Origin of the sequence: Chromobacterium sp. CV08 (assembly GCF_051129845.1) — a bacterium.
Lineage (GTDB): Bacteria > Pseudomonadota > Gammaproteobacteria > Burkholderiales > Chromobacteriaceae > Chromobacterium.
In genome coordinates this window covers 1,055,356-1,072,405 of the sequence record NZ_CP150453.1, presented here as the reverse complement: position 1 = coordinate 1,072,405, position 17,050 = coordinate 1,055,356, and the positions used below count along the sequence as shown (strand labels likewise).

Annotated in this window: 11 protein-coding genes; 7 read left to right on the top strand and 4 right to left on the bottom strand. The window is 64.9% G+C overall.

Annotated elements, in window-relative coordinates:
• Positions 1 to 20: 20 nt before the first annotated feature.
• The 4 genes from pilB to WNM05_RS04995 form a co-directional block, all read right to left on the bottom strand.
• The gene (gene pilB / locus WNM05_RS05010; protein WP_434633006.1) at positions 21 to 1,727 is read right to left on the bottom strand and encodes a type IV-A pilus assembly ATPase PilB; all 1,707 of its coding nucleotides are present in this window, start codon (positions 1,725 to 1,727) and stop codon (positions 21 to 23) included.
• 215 nt (positions 1,728 to 1,942) lie between these two features.
• The gene (locus WNM05_RS05005; RefSeq protein WP_434633005.1) at positions 1,943 to 3,067 is read right to left on the bottom strand and encodes a porin; all 1,125 of its coding nucleotides are present in this window, start codon (positions 3,065 to 3,067) and stop codon (positions 1,943 to 1,945) included.
• Positions 3,068 to 3,462: 395 nt separating this feature from the next.
• Positions 3,463 to 3,786 carry a ComEA family DNA-binding protein gene (locus tag WNM05_RS05000; protein ID WP_434633004.1) on the bottom strand — a complete coding sequence of 108 codons (324 nt, stop codon included), beginning with the start codon at positions 3,784 to 3,786 and terminating at the stop codon, positions 3,463 to 3,465.
• A gap of 52 nt (positions 3,787 to 3,838) precedes the next feature.
• A complete protein-coding gene (locus WNM05_RS04995) occupies positions 3,839 to 4,660 on the bottom strand; it encodes a cytochrome C assembly family protein (RefSeq protein WP_434633002.1) in 822 nt (273 codons plus the stop codon).
• 111 nt (positions 4,661 to 4,771) lie between these two features.
• On the opposite strand from WNM05_RS04995, the gene ffh reads away from it, so the two are divergent.
• The 7 genes from ffh to WNM05_RS04960 all read left to right on the top strand — a co-directional run bounded on the left by ffh (position 4,772) and on the right by WNM05_RS04960 (position 17,022).
• Positions 4,772 to 6,127, top strand: a complete 1,356-nt coding sequence (ffh, locus tag WNM05_RS04990; RefSeq protein WP_434633000.1) for a signal recognition particle protein — start codon at positions 4,772 to 4,774, stop codon at positions 6,125 to 6,127.
• A 46-nt stretch (positions 6,128 to 6,173) separates the two neighbouring features.
• A complete protein-coding gene (locus WNM05_RS04985) occupies positions 6,174 to 7,082 on the top strand; it encodes an ATP-grasp domain-containing protein (RefSeq protein WP_434632998.1) in 909 nt (302 codons plus the stop codon).
• Positions 7,083 to 7,141: 59 nt separating this feature from the next.
• Entirely contained in the window at positions 7,142 to 8,512 is a 1,371-nt protein-coding gene (purB, locus tag WNM05_RS04980; RefSeq protein ID WP_434632997.1) for an adenylosuccinate lyase, read from the top strand.
• Between the two features lie 242 nt (positions 8,513 to 8,754).
• Complete coding sequence (locus tag WNM05_RS04975; RefSeq protein WP_434632994.1) at positions 8,755 to 10,917, top strand: hypothetical protein; 2,163 nt, start codon at positions 8,755 to 8,757, stop codon at positions 10,915 to 10,917.
• A 325-nt stretch (positions 10,918 to 11,242) separates the two neighbouring features.
• On the top strand, positions 11,243 to 14,434 hold the full coding sequence (locus tag WNM05_RS04970; protein WP_434632993.1) for an efflux RND transporter permease subunit: 3,192 nt from the start codon (positions 11,243 to 11,245) through the stop codon (positions 14,432 to 14,434).
• Positions 14,427 to 15,587, top strand: a complete 1,161-nt coding sequence (locus tag WNM05_RS04965) for an efflux RND transporter periplasmic adaptor subunit (protein WP_434632990.1) — start codon at positions 14,427 to 14,429, stop codon at positions 15,585 to 15,587. Before WNM05_RS04970 ends, WNM05_RS04965 begins: the two co-directional genes overlap by 8 nt.
• A gap of 4 nt (positions 15,588 to 15,591) precedes the next feature.
• Complete coding sequence (locus tag WNM05_RS04960; RefSeq protein ID WP_434632988.1) at positions 15,592 to 17,022, top strand: efflux transporter outer membrane subunit; 1,431 nt, start codon at positions 15,592 to 15,594, stop codon at positions 17,020 to 17,022.
• Positions 17,023 to 17,050: the final 28 nt, after the last annotated feature.

The following is a 17,050-nucleotide window of genomic DNA, read 5'->3' as shown; positions in this document are numbered from 1 at the left end:
CCGGCCGGCCTCTCGCCGGCTCAGTCGTTGGTCACCGCCTCGATTTCAGCCAGCGAGGTGACGCCCTGTCTGACCTTGATCAGACCGGCGTGGCGCAGATCGACCATGCCCTCCTCGCGCGCCAGGTCGGCGATGTCGACCGCGGTGCCGTTCTTCATGATCAGCCGCGTCATCGCGTCGCTGATCGGCATCACTTCGTAGAGGCCGGTGCGGCCCCGGTAGCCGGTGTTGCGGCATTCCTCGCAGCCGACCGGACCGTAGGGCCGCCAGCTGCCGTCCAACTGCTCCTTGGCGAAGCCGGCCCGCAACAGCGCCTCCTCCGGAATGTCCACCGGCTGCTTGCAATGGTTGCACAGCCGGCGCGCCAGCCGCTGCGCCATGATCAGCAACACCGAGCTCGCGACGTTGAACGGCGCCACTCCCATATTCAGCATCCGCGTCAGCGTGGCCGGCGCGTTGTTGGTATGCAGCGTCGAAAACACCATATGGCCGGTCTGCGCCGCCTTGATCGCGATGTCGGCCGTCTCGAAATCGCGGATCTCGCCGACCATGATCACATCGGGGTCCTGCCGCAGAAAGGCCTTCAGCGCCGACGCGAAGCTGAGGCCGGCCCGCTCGTTGACGTTGACCTGGTTGATGCCGGGCAGGTTGATTTCCACCGGGTCCTCGGCGGTGGAGATATTGATGTCGGACTTGTTCAGGATGTTCAGGCAGGTGTACAGCGACACCGTCTTGCCGCTGCCGGTCGGCCCGGTGACCAGCACCATGCCGTACGGCCGGGCGATCGCGTCGAGCAGCAGCTTCTTCTGCTCCGGCTCGAAGCCGAGCTGCTCGATGTCCAGCGACGCCGACGACGAATCCAGTATCCGCATCACGATCTTCTCGCCGTACAGGGTCGGCAAGGTGCTGACGCGGAAATCGATGGCCCGGCTCTTCGAAATCACCAGCTTCATCCGGCCGTCCTGCGGCACCCGCTTTTCCGAGATGTCGAGCTTGGAAATCACCTTGATGCGGGAGGCGATCTTCTCCTTCAGCAGCAAGGGCGGCTGCGCCACCTCCTTCAATATCCCGTCGACCCGGTAGCGGATGCGGTAATACTTCTCGTACGGCTCGAAATGGATGTCGGAGGCGCCGCCGCCTATCGCGTCCAGCAGCATCTTGTGGATGAATTTCACCACCGGCGCGTCGTCGACCTCGACCTGGGGGCCGGACTCGATCTGCGCGTCCGGATCGGCGAACTCCAGATCGCCGAAGTCTTCGTTCTCCAATTCCTTCAGCGCCGACGTCGAATTGTCCTGATAGCGCCCCAACGTCTTCGACAGCTTGTCGTCCTCGACGACGACGATCTCCACCGTCAGGCCGGTCTTGAACGTGATCGCGTGATAGGCCGAGGTCTGGGTCGGGTCCGACGTGCCGATATAAAGCTTGTTGCCGCGCTTCAGCAGCGGCAGCAGCCGGCGGCTGCCTATCAGGTCCTCGTCGACCAGGCCCTTCGGCAACTGCTCGGTATCCAGCGTCCCCATGTCCAGCAAGGGGTAGCCGAAGATGCGCGAAGCGAAGACCGCGACGTCGCGGGCGCTCATCTTCTTGCTGAGAATCAGCTGCTCGACGAAGCTGATATGGGATGCGGTCGCCTGGCGCTGAATGGCGTCGGCATCCTGTTGCAACAGCATATTGTGCTGAACCAGGGCCCTTCCCAGGCCGGAAATTCCTGCCGAAGCTTCCATAGGCGAAATCGATCCCGTTTTGAACTTTCTGATCGCGATCAGGCACAGGCTGTGCCGATATTATATGCAAAATACCGCCGCCGCTCCGACACAAATCCCGCTCGGCAAGCGTTTTGACGGCGATTTCGCCGTTTCGGCCATGCCCGGCGCCGTCGGAAAATAAAAAAAGGACCGCCGAAGCAGTCCTTTTCGATCGGAATAATCCGGTCCGGCGATCAGAAGCTGTGAACCAGGCCCAGACCGAAGGAGTTTTCCGAAGAAATGCCGCCCTTCCACTTCACATTGCCGGCGGAAGTGTAGACGCTGGTGCGCTTGGACAGAGCGTAGTTCAGAGACAGCAGGTACTGGTCGTAACCGCTGTTGCTGATGTCGGTACCGTTCAAGCTGGCGTTATAGCCCTTGGCATAGGTGAAGTACGGGGTCAGCGGGCCGAAGCTGTAGCCGACGGTGAACGCCGCTTCCTTGGTCTTCAGCTTGGCAGCGTTGATCTGGGCCTGGGTCGCGCCGGCATTCAGCAGCGCCAGATTCACCACGGCGCCGAGCGTGCTGTTGTAGTACGAGCCGAAGCCGTAGCCTTCGATCTGCTGGTAGCCCAGGGCGACATACAGATTGTTGGCGTTGTAGCCGGCTTCCAGACGGTGCCAGTTCTTCGTGGTGCCCAGCTGGTCGGCGTCGCCCCAGTTTTCGTAGTTGTACTTGCCGAAGAAGCCGGAGTTTTCGTAGCTCAGGCCCAGGTTCCAGGTCTGGTTGTTGGTACGGGAGCCGTTGCTGCCGGTCACGCGGTTTTCGTCGGTGCCGTACAGCAGGGCGAAGCTGAAGCCGGCCCAGTTCGGGCTGTCGTAGCGCATCGCGTTGTTCACGCGGCCGTCAAGGCGGGTGAACATGCCCAGGCCGGCGACGCTCTCGTCGCTGTAGCCGCCGAAGTAGCTACCCGGGTCGACTTGCTCCATGTCGGAGTTGGCGTAGTTGGACAGGCGGCCGAAACGGAACTTACCCCAGGCGTCGCCGGCCAGGCCGAGGAAGCTGTCGCGGGTCGCGAAGCCATCGGACGAGGCCTTGTTCGCGGCGCCGTTGGTGCCGTCGATATGCAGGCGGCTTTCGACCTGCCAGATCGCCTTCAGGCCGCTGCCCAGATCTTCAGTGCCCTTGAAACCGATGCTGGAGATCCAGTCGTTGACCTGGACGCCGCTGCGCGGGTTGCCGTTGCTGTCGAAACCGAGCGAAGAGCTGTAGGTCTTGTTGCTCTCGATACCGCCTTTGATCGTGCCGTAGATGGTGACGTCCGCCATGGCTGCTGCAGGCAGGGCGGCCAGCGCCAAAGCGATGAGCTTCTTGTTCATTGCAGATCCTTTCAAGTCAGTTGATTTTGTCCTGTTGACTTGCCGGTCGCCCGACAGCCCGGACATTTATGTGCCGACGGTATATTCCGTCGATCGCTGAAAGCAATATAAGACCGGCGTTGCAAAAAAACAAAGATCAGCCGATGCCCGCGCTGGAAAATTCCCAAAAAAACAACAAAAACCCGCCATACCCTTGTTTGAAAAGCCTTCCGACCGCCCTCCGCCGGCCGACGGGACTGCGTAAAAAACAACACATCCATCATTGTGTTTCTTTTTGCCAACAGAAATGCCGCGATCCCGCCGCCGCGCCGGCCATGCAAGAAATCCCCAGGGCATGAAAAAACCGCCAGCCGGCTAGCGGGTGGCGGTTCCGAAGCTTGTCGGCCTGCGGCGCGTCACTTGGCGGCGGGCGCGGGCTTCTCGGCAGCCTTCGCCGGTTTGGCCGCGGGCTTGGCCGCCGGCGCGGCGCCACCGACCGTCAGCTCCTTGCGCAGCTTGTCCAGCGTCTTGTCCCCGATGCCGGGCACCTTCTTCAGATCGTCTACGGTCTTGAACGGGCCGTTCTTCGTGCGGTAGTCGACGATGGCCTTGGCCTTGACCGGCCCGATGCCGTTCAGCGACTCCAGTTGCTGGGCGGTGGCGGTGTTCAGATTGACGGCGGCCCAGGCCAGATTGCACGACAGCAGCAGAACGGCGAGGATGGCGAACAGCTTCTTCATGGCAAGCTCCTTGTGGCGGGTGCGTGGATAGTTTGTTCGGCGCGGCGCGCGGTCAGCCGCGCTGCAGGATCAATTCTAAGACCACCTTGCTACCGACGTATGCCAGCATCAATGACAGGAAACCGGCCAGCGTCCAGCGTATCGCCACCCGCCCGCGCCAGCCTTTCAGCCGCCGCCCCAGCAGCAGCGCGGCGAACAGCAGCCAGGAAATCACGCTGAACACCGTCTTGTGGGTCAGCGCCGCCGCCTTGCCGAACACCTCCTCCGAGAACGCCACGCCGCTGACCAGCGCCAGGGTCAGCAACAGGAAGCCGACGGCGATCACCTGGAACATCATTTTTTCCAAGGTCAGCAGCGGCGGCAGCTGCCGGGCCAGCATCGACACCCGCCGGTGGTGCAGCGCCCGCTCCAGCAACAACATCAACAGCGCGATCAGCGCGCCGATGGCGAACAGGCTGTAGGCCAGCATCGACACCAGGATATGCATGACGAAGGCCGGGTTGGACAGGTCGCTGACCATGTGGCGCCCCGGGAAGACGATGGCGAAGGCCAGCGCCGCCATCGCCAACGGCATCATGAACAGCTGCAAGCCTTCCACCTTGTAGAAGAAGCTGCAGGTCCAATAGATCAGCAGCATGATCCACACCACCACGCTCAGCGCGTGGCCGACGCCCAGCGACAAACCGCCGCTGACGCTCAACGGCGCCACCACCACCACCGCCTGCAGCAACAACAGCGCGCCCAGCAGGCTGTGCTCCAGCCGGGGGTTGCGCGGCCAGCGCGCGGCGCCTTTCCAGTTGGCCAGGTAATGCCAGGTAAAGGCCCCGTAGGACAGGATCAGGAACAGGGACAGAACGAGCAGGAGGTTGGTCATATAAAGGTATGTGATCAAATCCGGGCGCGGCCCGGGCGGCTCGTGGTAAAATCGACAGTTTGAGAGTCTACACCAAGCTGCCGTTCGTTGGCAGAGAGTAAGGACAGCACCATGCTAGACAACCTGACCAACCGCCTGTCCGGCGTGATGAAAACCCTGCGCGGCAACGCGCGGCTGACCGAATCCAATATCCAGGACGCGATGCGCGAAGTGCGCATGGCGCTCTTGGAGGCCGACGTGGCGCTGCCCGTCGTCAAGACCTTCATCGCCGAGGTGAAGGAGCGCGCGCTGGGCCAGGACGTGATGGGCAGCCTGACTCCGGGCCAGGCGCTGGTCGGCGTCGTCAACGAAGAGCTCGTCAAGCTGATGGGCGAAAAGAACGACGAGCTCAACCTGGCCGCCGTTCCGCCGGCCATCGTGCTGATGGCCGGCCTGCAGGGCGCCGGCAAGACCACCACCGTCGGCAAGCTGGCGAAGCGGCTGAAGGAAGGCCAGAAGAAGAAGGTGCTGGTCGTGTCGGCCGACGTCTACCGCCCGGCCGCCATCGAACAGCTGAAGCTGCTGGCCGCCCAGGTCGGCGTCGAATGGTTCCCGTCCGACGAGAAGCAGAAGCCGGTCGACATCGCCCGCGCCGCGATCGATCACGCGCGCCGCCACTTCTTCGACGTGCTGCTGGTCGACACCGCCGGCCGTCTCGCCATCGACGAGGCGATGATGGAGGAGATCAAGGCGCTGCACGCGGCGGTCAATCCGGTGGAGACGCTGTTCGTCGTCGACGCGATGCAGGGCCAGGACGCGGTCAACACCGCCAAGGCCTTCAACGACGCGCTGCCGCTGACCGGCGTGGTGCTGACCAAGATGGACGGCGACTCGCGCGGCGGCGCCGCCTTGTCGGTGCGCCACGTCACCGGCAAGCCGATCAAGTTCATCGGCGTCGGCGAAAAGGTCTCCGGCCTGGAGCCCTTCCATCCTGACCGCATCGCCAGCCGCATCCTCGGCATGGGCGACGTGCTGTCGCTGATCGAGGAAGTCCAGAAAGGCATAGACCACCAGGAAGCCGAGGCGATGGCCAAGAAGCTGAAGTCCGGCAAGGGCTTCGACCTGGAGGACTTCAAGGCCCAGATGCAGCAGATGAAGAAGATGGGCGGCATGTCCAATCTGCTGGAGAAGATGCCGGGCCAGATCGGCCAGATGGCCAAGGGCATACAGGGCGCCGAGGCGGAAAAATCGATGCGCCGCATCGAGGGCATCATCAATTCGATGACGATGGAGGAGCGCCGCAAGCCCGAGCTGATCAAGGCCAGCCGCAAGCGCCGCATCGCCACCGGCTCCGGCGTCACCGTGCAGGAAGTGAACCGCCTGCTGGCGCAGTTCGAACAGATGCAGAAGATGATGAAGCAGTTCTCGTCCAAGGGCGGGCTGATGAAGATGATGCGCGGCATGAAGGGCATGATGCCCGGCATGTAAGCAAAAACAACGGGCGCCAGTCGCCCGTTTCTTTTGAGATCGAGACATGTTGTTTGACGTCGTGGTATTGACCGACAGCCGGCAGCTGGCATTCCGGGCGGACGACTGGTACAGCCGCCAGGTGCACCGCGAGGATGGCCTGGTGCTGGACGCGCTGCGCGACGCCGGCCTGACGGTCTGCCGCCTCGCCTGGGACGATGCCGGTTTCGACTGGCGCCAGGCCCGCTCGCTGCTGTTCCGCACCACCTGGGATTATTTCGAGCGCTTCGGCGAATTCGCGCCTTGGCTTGAACGCGCGTCGCGGCAATGCCGGCTGTTCAACGCCGCCGAGCTGATACGCTGGAATCTGGACAAGCGCTACCTCGTCGAGCTGGAAAATAAGGGCGTCGCCATCGTGCCCACCCGCTACATTGAAAAAGGCGAACGGCGGTCCCTGGCGCAACTGGTCGACGCCAGCGGCTGGCAGGAGCTGATCCTGAAGCCGGCGGTATCCGGCAACGCGCGCCACACCTACCGTTTCGACGCCGGCGACGCCGGCCGTCTGGAATGCGTGTTCGGCGAACTGGTGGAAGCCGAATCGATGCTGCTGCAGCCGTTCCAGCGCCAGGTGCTGGAGGACGGAGAGCTGTCGCTGATGGTGGTCGACGGCCGCTTCAGCCACGCGATCCGCAAAACGCCGAAGTCCGGCGACTTCCGCGTGCAGGACGATTACGGCGGCAGCGTCCATCCTCACGCCGCCAGCGACGAGGAGATCGCCTTCGCCGAGGCGGCAGTGCGCGCGGTGCCGTTCGACGTGCTGTACGCGCGCGTCGACCTGATCCGCGACGACGCCGGACGGCTCGCCATCATGGAACTGGAAATGATAGAGCCCGAGCTGTTCTTCCGCTTCCGTCCCGAGGCGGCCGGCCAACTGGCCGCCGGCCTCAGGCGCCGGCTGGCGGACGGCGCGGCCTGAAACGAATTTGTACTAGCAACCCGCCGCAGTTTGGCAAATCACGTTTGGAAATACTCAGCATGAATCTGACTACGTTGACCGCCCTCTCCCCGCTGGACGGCCGTTACGCCGCCCAGGTGGAAGGCCTGCGCAACCTGTTCTCCGAATTCGGTCTGATGAAGTGCCGCGTCAAGGTGGAACTGGAATGGCTGAAGATGCTGGCCGCCGAGCCCGGCATCGAGGAGGTCAGGCCGTTCTCCGACGCCACCATCCGCGAGATCGACGACGTGATCGCCAACTTCAGCGTCGAGCACGGCGAAGAGGTGAAGGCGATCGAGGTGCGCACCAACCACGACGTCAAGGCGATCGAATACTGGCTGAAGGAACGCCTGTCCGGCAATCCGGAAGTGATGGCGGCCGGCGAGTTCATCCACTTCGCCTGCACCTCCGAGGACATCAACAACCTCAGCCACGCGCTGATGCTGAAGACCGCGCGCAATACCGTGCTGCTGCCGATGCTGGACGAGGTGATCCACAAGCTGCAGAAGCTGTCGCACGAACTGGCCAGCGTGCCGATGATGTGCCGCACCCACGGCCAGCCGGCGACGCCGTCGACGATGGGCAAGGAATTGGCCAACACCGTCTACCGGCTGAAGCGCCAGCGCGAGCAGCTGGTGCACCAGGAAATCCTCGGCAAGATCAACGGCGCCGTCGGCAACTACAACGCCCACCTGGCCGCCTACCCGGACATCGACTGGGAAAGCCTGTGCGGCCGCTTCGTCACCGGCCTGGGCCTGACCTTCAACCCGTACACGATACAGATCGAACCGCACGACTACATGGCCGAGCTGTACCAGGTCGCGATGCGGATCAACACCATCCTGATCGACCTGAACCGCGACGTCTGGGGCTATATCTCGCTGGGCTACTTCAAGCAGAAGGTGAAGAAGGACGAAGTGGGCAGTTCGACGATGCCGCACAAGGTCAATCCGATCGACTTCGAGAATTCCGAAGGCAACCTCGGCATGGCCAACGCCATCATGGGCCACCTGGCGGAAAAGCTGCCGATCTCCCGCTGGCAGCGCGACCTGACCGACTCCACCGTGCTGCGCAATATGGGCGTCGGCTTCGGCTACACCATGCTGGGCCTGAAGTCCTGCCTGAAGGGCCTGAACAAGCTGGAGATCAACCCGCAGCTGATCGCCACCGAGCTGGACAATGCCTGGGAGCTGCTGGCCGAGCCGGTGCAGACCGTGATGCGCCGCTACGGCGTGGCCAATCCGTACGAGCAGCTGAAGGAGCTGACGCGCGGCAAGGGCGGCATCACCCGCGAAACGCTGCACGCCTTCATCCGCAGCCTGGAACTGCCGGAGACGGTCAAGGCCAGCCTGCTGGAGCTGACTCCGTCCAACTATCTGGGCAAGGCCGAGGAGCTGGCGCGCCGCATCTGAGCGCGACCGCCCTCCGCCCCGAACGCCGCCTGCTGTCGCAGGCGGCGTTTTTTTTACCTGCCCGTCCACAGTCCACAGTGAACACATGACGTCGGGTACAGAATTTAGTGGTCAAAAAGTCGATTGCGCCTGACAATGGAGTGTGAATAACACCAAAAAAAACTCGCACTGCGCCCGCCGCGGACCGCCAGGACCGCCAGGCGCAACCACCCGCGACAATGGGCAACCCGAAGAGAGAATGGATGATCATGCAATCTATGTACGACCAATCCTCGAATCCCCCCGCCGCCGATGACGAAACCGCCGCCGCCTCCCCGCTGCCGCCCTCTTCCCGTCATCTGCTCCAGCTGAACGAGCGCGGCCAGGCCGGCCTGTACCAATACTTCATCGAGCACGACACCAACCGCATCCTGCAACACCTGGACACGCTGCGCGGCATGGCCTTCGCGCGCGAGACCGAGGACGGACAGGGCATAGACATGGAGCGGCCGTTCCCGTCGGTCTGCCTGATCGGCCTCGGACGCTGCGGCTCCAATATCGCGCTGGACGTGGCGACGCTGGTCTACAACGCCCGCAAGTTCTACCTGAACGAATTCAATCAGGACGACAAGAGCGCGCCGGAGCAGGAACAGCGGCCGAGACGCTGGCTGCGCCGCAACCTGCTGTCGCAGCACAAGGCGGCGAAGCCGGCCTTCCTGATCGAACCGATGGTGATGCTGGGCGATCTGGACAAGGACATCAAAGGCCGCATCCGCTTCTCGCGCCGCGGCGAACAAGGCGACTTCATCAACAACTACAACAAGCTGAAGATCATGGATCTGGCCGAGATCCACGCCGGCGGCGCCGGCAACGCGCCGATACTGGGCCAGTACCTGGCCAAGATCATCCTGAACAAGGACACGCTGAGCTTCTCCGACCCGGACTGGACGCTGATCCACTCCTATCTGGTCGATTCCTGCGGCATCAAGGCCAACCAGTCGAGGCTGTATTTCTACATCTTCAGCGCCGGCGGCGGCACCGGCTCCGGCATGGCGTCGGAATTCGGCCTGGCCCAGCAGTACGCCTACATGAGCAAGACCTTCGAGACCCGCGGCGAGGGCGGCAAGGCGGACCAGGACGACTACGGCTTCGTGTTCGAGCCGATATTCACCAGCGGCATCTGCATCCTGCCCAATATCTCCGGCCAGCACGCCGAGGGTTCGGAAGCGCTGCACATCAACGCCGGCCGGCTGCTGTGCAAATACCTGTCCGAGGAGTGGGACTTCTCCTACAACTTCGACAACGAGGAGGCCGGCGCCGAAAGCGTGATGCGCCGCATCCGCCCGTGGAACGCGATGATGCTGATCTCCAACGACATCATGCGCTACGCCGAGGAAAGCGAAGGCGGCGACATCGAGCATCTCGACGTCAACGCGATGGAGCGCCACGCCAACCAGTACATCTCGCAGCAGATCTTCAACATCCTGACCGCCCAGGCCGTCACCAGCGACTACGACGAGAACTACTTCCTGCGCGCCGGCATAGACATGGGCGAGACGATACGGCTGGACGCCAACGACTTGTTCATGAGCCTGGCCGGTCCGGTGGCGGTGGCCTACGCCGAATCGGTGGTGACCGACCCGCTGGGCTCGGACGGCTTCGTCAACAAGCTGGACATCGACGACCTGTTCTTCCGCTCGATCGACCTGCCGCATTTCAACCAGCAGACCCAGTCTATCGAGGGCATCAGCCTGCTGCCGATAGAATCGGCCAGCTACCGCGCGGCGCTCGCCGACTACAAGCAGTCGGGCTATTCGGCAGACAAGCTGAATCAGCTGTTCTTCTTCCAGAACTGCTCGTCGGTGGTGGCCATCCTGTCGCTGCCCAAAGGCTACAAGCTGTCCTATCTGGACCTGAACCGGCTGAAGCGCCACCTGAACGACCTGTTCCCCAGCACCACGCTGAAACGCTACGCGCTGGTGATAGGCGCGTCGGCCAATCTGTCGCTGACGACGCTGGTCGCCAAGAGCCCCTGCCTCAGCGACGACTTCCTGACGCTGATCGTCGCCTACATCAAGCGCTGCTTCGCCCACGGCAACCACCGTTTCGACGACAGCCTGGACAAGGCGATACTCGACCTGATCACCGCCGAGCACTTCGACGAGACGGTGCTGGAACGCTTGCTCAACGAGTACGAGAACCCGGCCAAGATCCTCGACACCAACTGGTTCGCGATCAAGCCGATGTACGAGAAGAAATACCGCGAGCTGATACGCGACAGCAAGAAGTTCGTGTCGATCAACGACATCCGGCTGACCCGCGAGCACGTGCAGAAGGCGGTGTGCTATCTGCGCGAGATCTACCGCCACCGCATCGGCAAGACCCGCGTCGTCTCGCTGAACCACTACGCGCGCAAACCGGCCTGATCCGTTTGCGCCGCCGTCCCCGACCCCGCCCCGCCCCGTGCGCGGCGGGGTTTCTACTGTCGAATATAATAAAGTAGATTATTTTTTCACTGTCCCGCCCAAAAGTGTCAACGCCGCGGTCGCCTGACCAGTTAATCCAGCTTGAACGCCAGCGGATATGCCAGCGCGCTGCCATGGCGACGCCGCATCACTCATTAACAAAAACTCCGTCAGCGCCAAGCACAATCGGTCCGCAGAACGCCCCGCCGCTGGCATAAGCTGCAACAAGGCGCTGCGCGGGCCGCAATAAGCGCGCCGCAATCGATAGAGAGGCAAGCCGTACAATATGTGGATTGTCGAAACGGCCCTGAAACGGCCTTATACCTTCATCGTGATGGCCATCATCATCCTGCTGGCCACCCCGCTGGCGATCATGCGCACGCCGGTGGACGTGCTGCCGGAAATCGACATTCCGGTGATCAGCGTGATCTGGGGCTACGGCGGTCTGGCGCCGCAGCAGATGGCCGATCGCATCACGCAGACGCACGAGCGGATACTGACCACCACCGTCAACGACATCGAGCACATCGAATCGCAGTCGCTGGCCGGCATCTCCATCATCAAGATCTTCTTCCAGCCGAACGTCAACATCCAGACCGCCATCGCCCAGGTGGTGTCGGTGTCGCAGGCGGTGGTCAAGCAGATGCCGCCCGGCGCGACGCCGCCGCTGGTCATCAAGTACACCGCGTCCAGTGTGCCGGTGATCCAGATCGGCATGGCCAGCAAATCGATGTCCGAGCAGGACGTGTTCGACACCGCCATCAACACGCTCAGGCCCCAGCTGGTGACGATACCGGGCATCGCCATCCCCTATCCCTACGGCGGCAAGGTCAGGCTGCTGTCGGTGGACCTGGACACCCGCGCGATCGCCGCCAAGGGGCTGACGCCGACCGACGTGATCAACGCGGTCAACAGCCAGAACCTGGCGCTGCCGTCCGGCACCGCCAAGATAGGCGACACCGAGTACGACATCGAGCTGAACGGCTCGCCGGACACCATAGCCGGTCTGAACAACATCCCGGTGCGGAGCGCCAACGGCGCCACCGTCTTCCTGCGCGAAGTCGCCCACGTGCGCGACGGCTTCTCTCCGCAGACCAATATCGTCAAGCAGAACGGCCAGCGCGGCCTGATGATGTCCATCTACAAGAACGGCGGCGCGTCGACGCTGGACGTGGTGGGCCACCTGAAGGACAAGCTGCCCGGCCTGCTGCCGCTGCTGCCCAAGGACCTGCACGTCAGCCTGCTGGCCGACCAGTCCGTCTTCGTCAAGACGGCGGTGGAAGGCGTGATCCACGAGGCGCTGGTGGCCGCCGTGCTGACCGCGGTGATGCTGCTGCTTTTCCTCGGCAACTGGCGCACCACTTCCATCATCGCCGTCTCCATCCCGCTGTCCATCTTCTCGTCCATCGTCGCGCTGCACATGGTGGGCGAGACCATCAACGTGATGACGCTGGGCGGCCTGGCGCTGGCGGTCGGCATCCTGGTCGACGACGCCACGGTGACCATCGAGAACATCGAGCGCCACCTGCACATGGGCTCGCCGCTGTACACCGCCATCCTGGACGGCGCCGGCGAGATCGCCGTGCCGGCCTTCGTCTCCACGCTGTGCATCTGCATCGTCTTCGTGCCGATGTTCTTTCTGGAGGGCGTGGCGCGCTATCTGTTCGTGCCGATGGCCGAGGCGGTGGTGTTCGCGATGCTGGCCTCCTACGTGCTGTCGCGGACGCTGGTGCCGACGCTGGCGCTACTGCTGATGGGACACCGCCATCACGACGGCCGCGTCTCCGCCTGGATACACCGCGTGCACGAAGGCTTCAACGCCCGCTTCGAGCGGCTGCGCGAGTGGTACGTGCACCTGCTCAGCCACCTGCTGACGCACCGCAAGGGCTTCATCGCCGCCTTCCTCGGCTTCTGCCTCGCCTCCTGCGGCCTGTATCTGCTGCTGGGCCGCGACCTGTTCCCCGAAGTCGACACCGGCCAGATCAAGCTGCACGTGCGCGCGCCCACCGGCACCCGCATCGAGAACACCGCCATCCTGGCCGACCAGGTCGACGCCGAGATCCGCAAGGTGATCCCGCCGCAGGACCTGGACTCCATCATCGACAACATCGGCCTGCCGTACAGCGGCATCAATCTGTCGTACAGCAACTCCGGCACCATAGGAACGCTGGACACCGACGTGCTGATCTCGCTGAAACCCGGCCACCAGCCCAGCGCCGACTACATCGCCGCGCTGCCTGCCAGGCTGGAGCGCCGCTTCCCCGGCGTGGAGTTCTTCTTCCAGCCGGCCGACATCATCACCCAGATCCTGAATTTCGGCTCGCCGGCCGCGATCGACGTGCAGATCTTCGGCAAGAACTATGCCGAGAACGCCGCCTTCGCCGGCCGCCTGCAGACCCGGATCAAGGCGATTCCGGGCGCCGCCGACGTCCACATCCACCAGCGGCTGGACGCGCCGGCGATCAAGCTGGACATGGACCGGACCCGGCTGCAGGGCATGGGCATCGCGCCGCTGGACGTCGCGCAGAACCTGCTGTTGCCGTTGTCCGGCAGCCAGCAGACCCAGCCGGCCTTCTGGCTGAACCCGGCCAACAGCATCGTCTACAATCTGCAGGCGCAGGCGCCGCAATACCGGATCGGCTCGCTGGACCAGCTGCTGCAGCTGCCGGTCAACGCGCCGGGCAGCCGCGGCGCCGGCGAGCAGACGCTGGGCAATCTGGTGCAGACCAGCCCGGGCCGGACAGCCGCCATCGTCACCCGCTACAACATCCTGCCGTCGATAGACATCTACGCCAGCGCGCGCGGCCGCGACCTCGGCTCGGTGGCCTCGGCGATCCAGAAGGCGATCAACGAGGAGGAGGCCCATCTGCCGAAGGGCAGCCGTGTCGGGCTGCGCGGCCAGGTGGAGACGATGCGCTCGTCCTACATCGGCCTCGGCGTCGGCATCCTCGGCGCCATCGTGCTGGTCTACCTGCTGATCGTGGTGAACTTCCAGTCCTGGCTGGACCCGTTCATCATCGTCAGCGCGCTGCCGGCGGCGCTGGCCGGCATCGCCTGGATGCTGATCGTCACCGGCACCGACCTGTCGGTGCCGGCGCTGACCGGCGCCATCATGACCATGGGGGTGGCCACCGCCAACAGCATCCTGGTGGTGTCGTTCGCCCGGCACCGGCTGCAGGACGGCCTGCCGCCGCTGTCGGCGGCGCTGGAGGCCGGCGCCACCCGGCTGCGCCCGGTCTTGATGACGGCGCTGGCGATGATCATAGGCATGATTCCGATGGCGATAGGCATAGGCGAGGGCTCGGAGCAGAACGCGCCGCTCGGCCGCGCCGTGATCGGCGGCCTCTTGTTCGCCACCGTCTCCACCCTGCTGTTCGTACCGGTGGTGTTCGCCAGCTTCCACCGCTACCTGGCACAACGCAAACAACACGCGGCCGACGCGCCCGCGGCTCCGGCACAGGATTCTCGCCATGACTGACCCACGCCACGCCCATCAGGGCCTGCCCGAACTCCATCTGCACCACAGCCGCCGCGGCGCCGTGGTGCGCAAGGCGCGCGTCGTCGCCGTCGTCGCCGTCGCGCTGCTGCTGATCGGCCTCGGCCGCACGCTGCTGGTCCGTCACGCCAACGCCGAGGCGCTGGCCCGCGAAGCAGCCCGCAGCGCGGTGCTCACCGTCGACGTGGTGACGCCCCGCCAGGGCCACGGCGAAGCGTCGCTGACGCTGCCGGCCACGCTGCAGGGCATGGCCGAGGCTCAGATCTACGCCCGCACCAACGGCTACATCAAACGCTGGTACAAGGACATAGGCCAGCCGGTGAGGAAGGGCGAGCTGCTGGCCGAACTGGACATTCCGGACATCGACAAGCAGGTGCAGGAAGCCCAGGCCAACTTCGCGCTGGCCAGGACCGCCTATCTGCGCTGGAAGACCTTGCGCGCGCAGGACGCCGTATCGCAGCAGGAATTCGACGAGAAACAGGCCGCCTACCAGCAGACCGAGGCCGAGCTGAAGCGGCTGCGCGACCAGCAGGACTTCGCCCGCGTCGTCGCGCCGTTCGACGGCATCGTCACCCGCCGCAATATCGACACCGGCAGCCTGGTCAACGCCGGCAACGGCGGCAGCGCGCAGGCGCTGTTCGCCACCGCCCAGATCGACAAGCTGCACCTGTACGCCTACGTGCCGCAATCGCGCGCCGCCGATGTCCGCGTCGGCGAGACGGTGCGCATCGCACGCCAGGAGGCGCCGGACCGTCCGGCCACCGGCAAGGTGGTGCGGACCGCCGGCGCCCTCGACGCGGCGACGCGCACGCTGCAGGTGGAAGTGGCGGTGGCCAACGCCGACCACGGCCTGATGCCCGGCCAGTACGTCGACGTTTCGTTCAAACTGCCCGCCGGCCAGCGCCTGACGCTGCCGACCAATACGCTGCAGTTCGGCGCCAAGGGCAGCCGCGTCGCGCTGGCCGGCGCCGACGGCAAGGTCCATCTGCAACCGGTGTCCGTCGGCACCGATTTCGGCCACGAAGTGGAAATCCGCGCCGGCCTGAAACCGGGCGACCGCGTGATCGTCAACCCGCCGGACTCGATCAACGAAGGCCAGCCGGTCAGCGTCGTCGCCCCGGCCAAGGGGGAATGAGGCCATGCGCGCGCTTCCCCTGCTGATCGCCGCCGCGCTGAGCGGCTGCGCCGTCGGCCCCGACTACCAGCGGCCGGCCAGCGACTTGCCGGCGCAATGGAAGAGCGAGGCCGGCTGGCTGCCGGCGGCGCCCGCCGACGGCCTGCCCAAGCGCGAATGGTGGCGGCAATTCGGCGACGAGGAACTGAACCGGCTGGAGGCCGACGCGCTGGTGCGCAGCCCGACGCTGCAACTGGCGCTGGCCAGGTTGGACCAGGCCCAGGCGCAAAGCCGCATCCACGGTGCCGCCGCGCTGCCGACGCTCGCGGCGGGCGCCGCGGCCACCCGCAGCCGCCTGTCCGCCGAGCGGCCGCAATCCGCCTACGGCACCGCCGGCAGCAGCACCGTGCAAAGCGATCTGAAGCCGATGCTCAGCGTCAGCTACGAGATAGACTGGCTGGGCCGGGTGCGGCGCGACATCGAAAGCGCGCGAGCCGGCGCCGAACAGGCCGCCGCCGATCGCGCCAACGTCGAACTGCTGCTGACCGCCCAGCTGGCCAGCGCCTATCTGCAACTGCGCCAAGAGGACGAAGAGATCCGCCTGCTGGACGGCATCCTCGACGCGCAGCAGCGGGTGCTGGAGCTGACCGGCATCCGCCACCGGGCGGGCCTCGCCTCCGCCGGCGACGAAGCGCAGCAGGCCGCGACCGTCGCCGCCAGCCGTGCCCAGCGCGAGCTGCTGCTCAATCAACGCCGCGCCAGCGAAGACCTGCTGGCCACGCTCAGCGGCGCGCCGGCCGCCTCGTTCCGGCTCGCGCCGGGCAAGCTCCCCGACACGCTGCCTGCGGTGCCGGCCGGCGCCCCCAGCGCGCTGCTGCAGCGCCGTCCGGACATCGCGTCGGCCGAAAGGGCGATGGCCGCCGCCAATGCCCAGATCGGCGTCGCCAAGGCCGCGTATTTCCCTCAACTGACGCTGGCGCCGACCTATCTGGGCAGCGAATCGACCGGCCTCGCCAATCTGTTCTCCACGCCGGCGCTGATCTGGGGCATAGGCCTGCAGGCGACGCAGACCTTGTTCGACAACGGCAAGACCGCCGCCGGCGTCGCCTACGCCGAGGCAGGTTACCGCGCCGCACTGGCCGGCTACCGCCAGACCGTGCTGCAGGCGGTGCAGGAGGCCCAGGACGCGCTGGGCGCGCTGCACGGGCTGGACCAGGCGCGCCGCCTGCAGGACGAGGCGGTGCGCAAGCAGGACCAGGCCTACGCGATCAGCCGGCTGCGCTACCGCGAAGGCCTGGACAGCGCGCTGACGCTGGCGGCCGCGCGGCAGAGCCAGCTGGCGGCGCAGCGGACGCAGGCCCAGCTGCGCGGCGGCCAGCTGACGGCCGGCGTCGGCCTGCTGAAGGCGCTGGGCGGCGGCTGGCAAGCCCCGCAAGACGCAGACAGGCAAAATTAGTACTCTATACATTGCAATAAAACTGCTA

Coding starts and splice junctions, on each gene's coding strand:
- WNM05_RS05005 (WP_434633005.1), bottom strand. CDS start 3,067: ATGAACAAGAAGCTCATCGCTTTGGCGCTGGCCGCCCTGCCTGCAGCA.
- ffh (WP_434633000.1), top strand. CDS start 4,772: ATGCTAGACAACCTGACCAACCGCCTGTCCGGCGTGATGAAAACCCTG.
- WNM05_RS04975 (WP_434632994.1), top strand. CDS start 8,755: ATGATCATGCAATCTATGTACGACCAATCCTCGAATCCCCCCGCCGCC.
- WNM05_RS04985 (WP_434632998.1), top strand. CDS start 6,174: ATGTTGTTTGACGTCGTGGTATTGACCGACAGCCGGCAGCTGGCATTC.
- WNM05_RS04960 (WP_434632988.1), top strand. CDS start 15,592: ATGCGCGCGCTTCCCCTGCTGATCGCCGCCGCGCTGAGCGGCTGCGCC.
- WNM05_RS04965 (WP_434632990.1), top strand. CDS start 14,427: ATGACTGACCCACGCCACGCCCATCAGGGCCTGCCCGAACTCCATCTG.
- purB (WP_434632997.1), top strand. CDS start 7,142: ATGAATCTGACTACGTTGACCGCCCTCTCCCCGCTGGACGGCCGTTAC.
- pilB (WP_434633006.1), bottom strand. CDS start 1,727: ATGGAAGCTTCGGCAGGAATTTCCGGCCTGGGAAGGGCCCTGGTTCAG.
- WNM05_RS04995 (WP_434633002.1), bottom strand. CDS start 4,660: ATGACCAACCTCCTGCTCGTTCTGTCCCTGTTCCTGATCCTGTCCTAC.
- WNM05_RS05000 (WP_434633004.1), bottom strand. CDS start 3,786: ATGAAGAAGCTGTTCGCCATCCTCGCCGTTCTGCTGCTGTCGTGCAAT.
- WNM05_RS04970 (WP_434632993.1), top strand. CDS start 11,243: ATGTGGATTGTCGAAACGGCCCTGAAACGGCCTTATACCTTCATCGTG.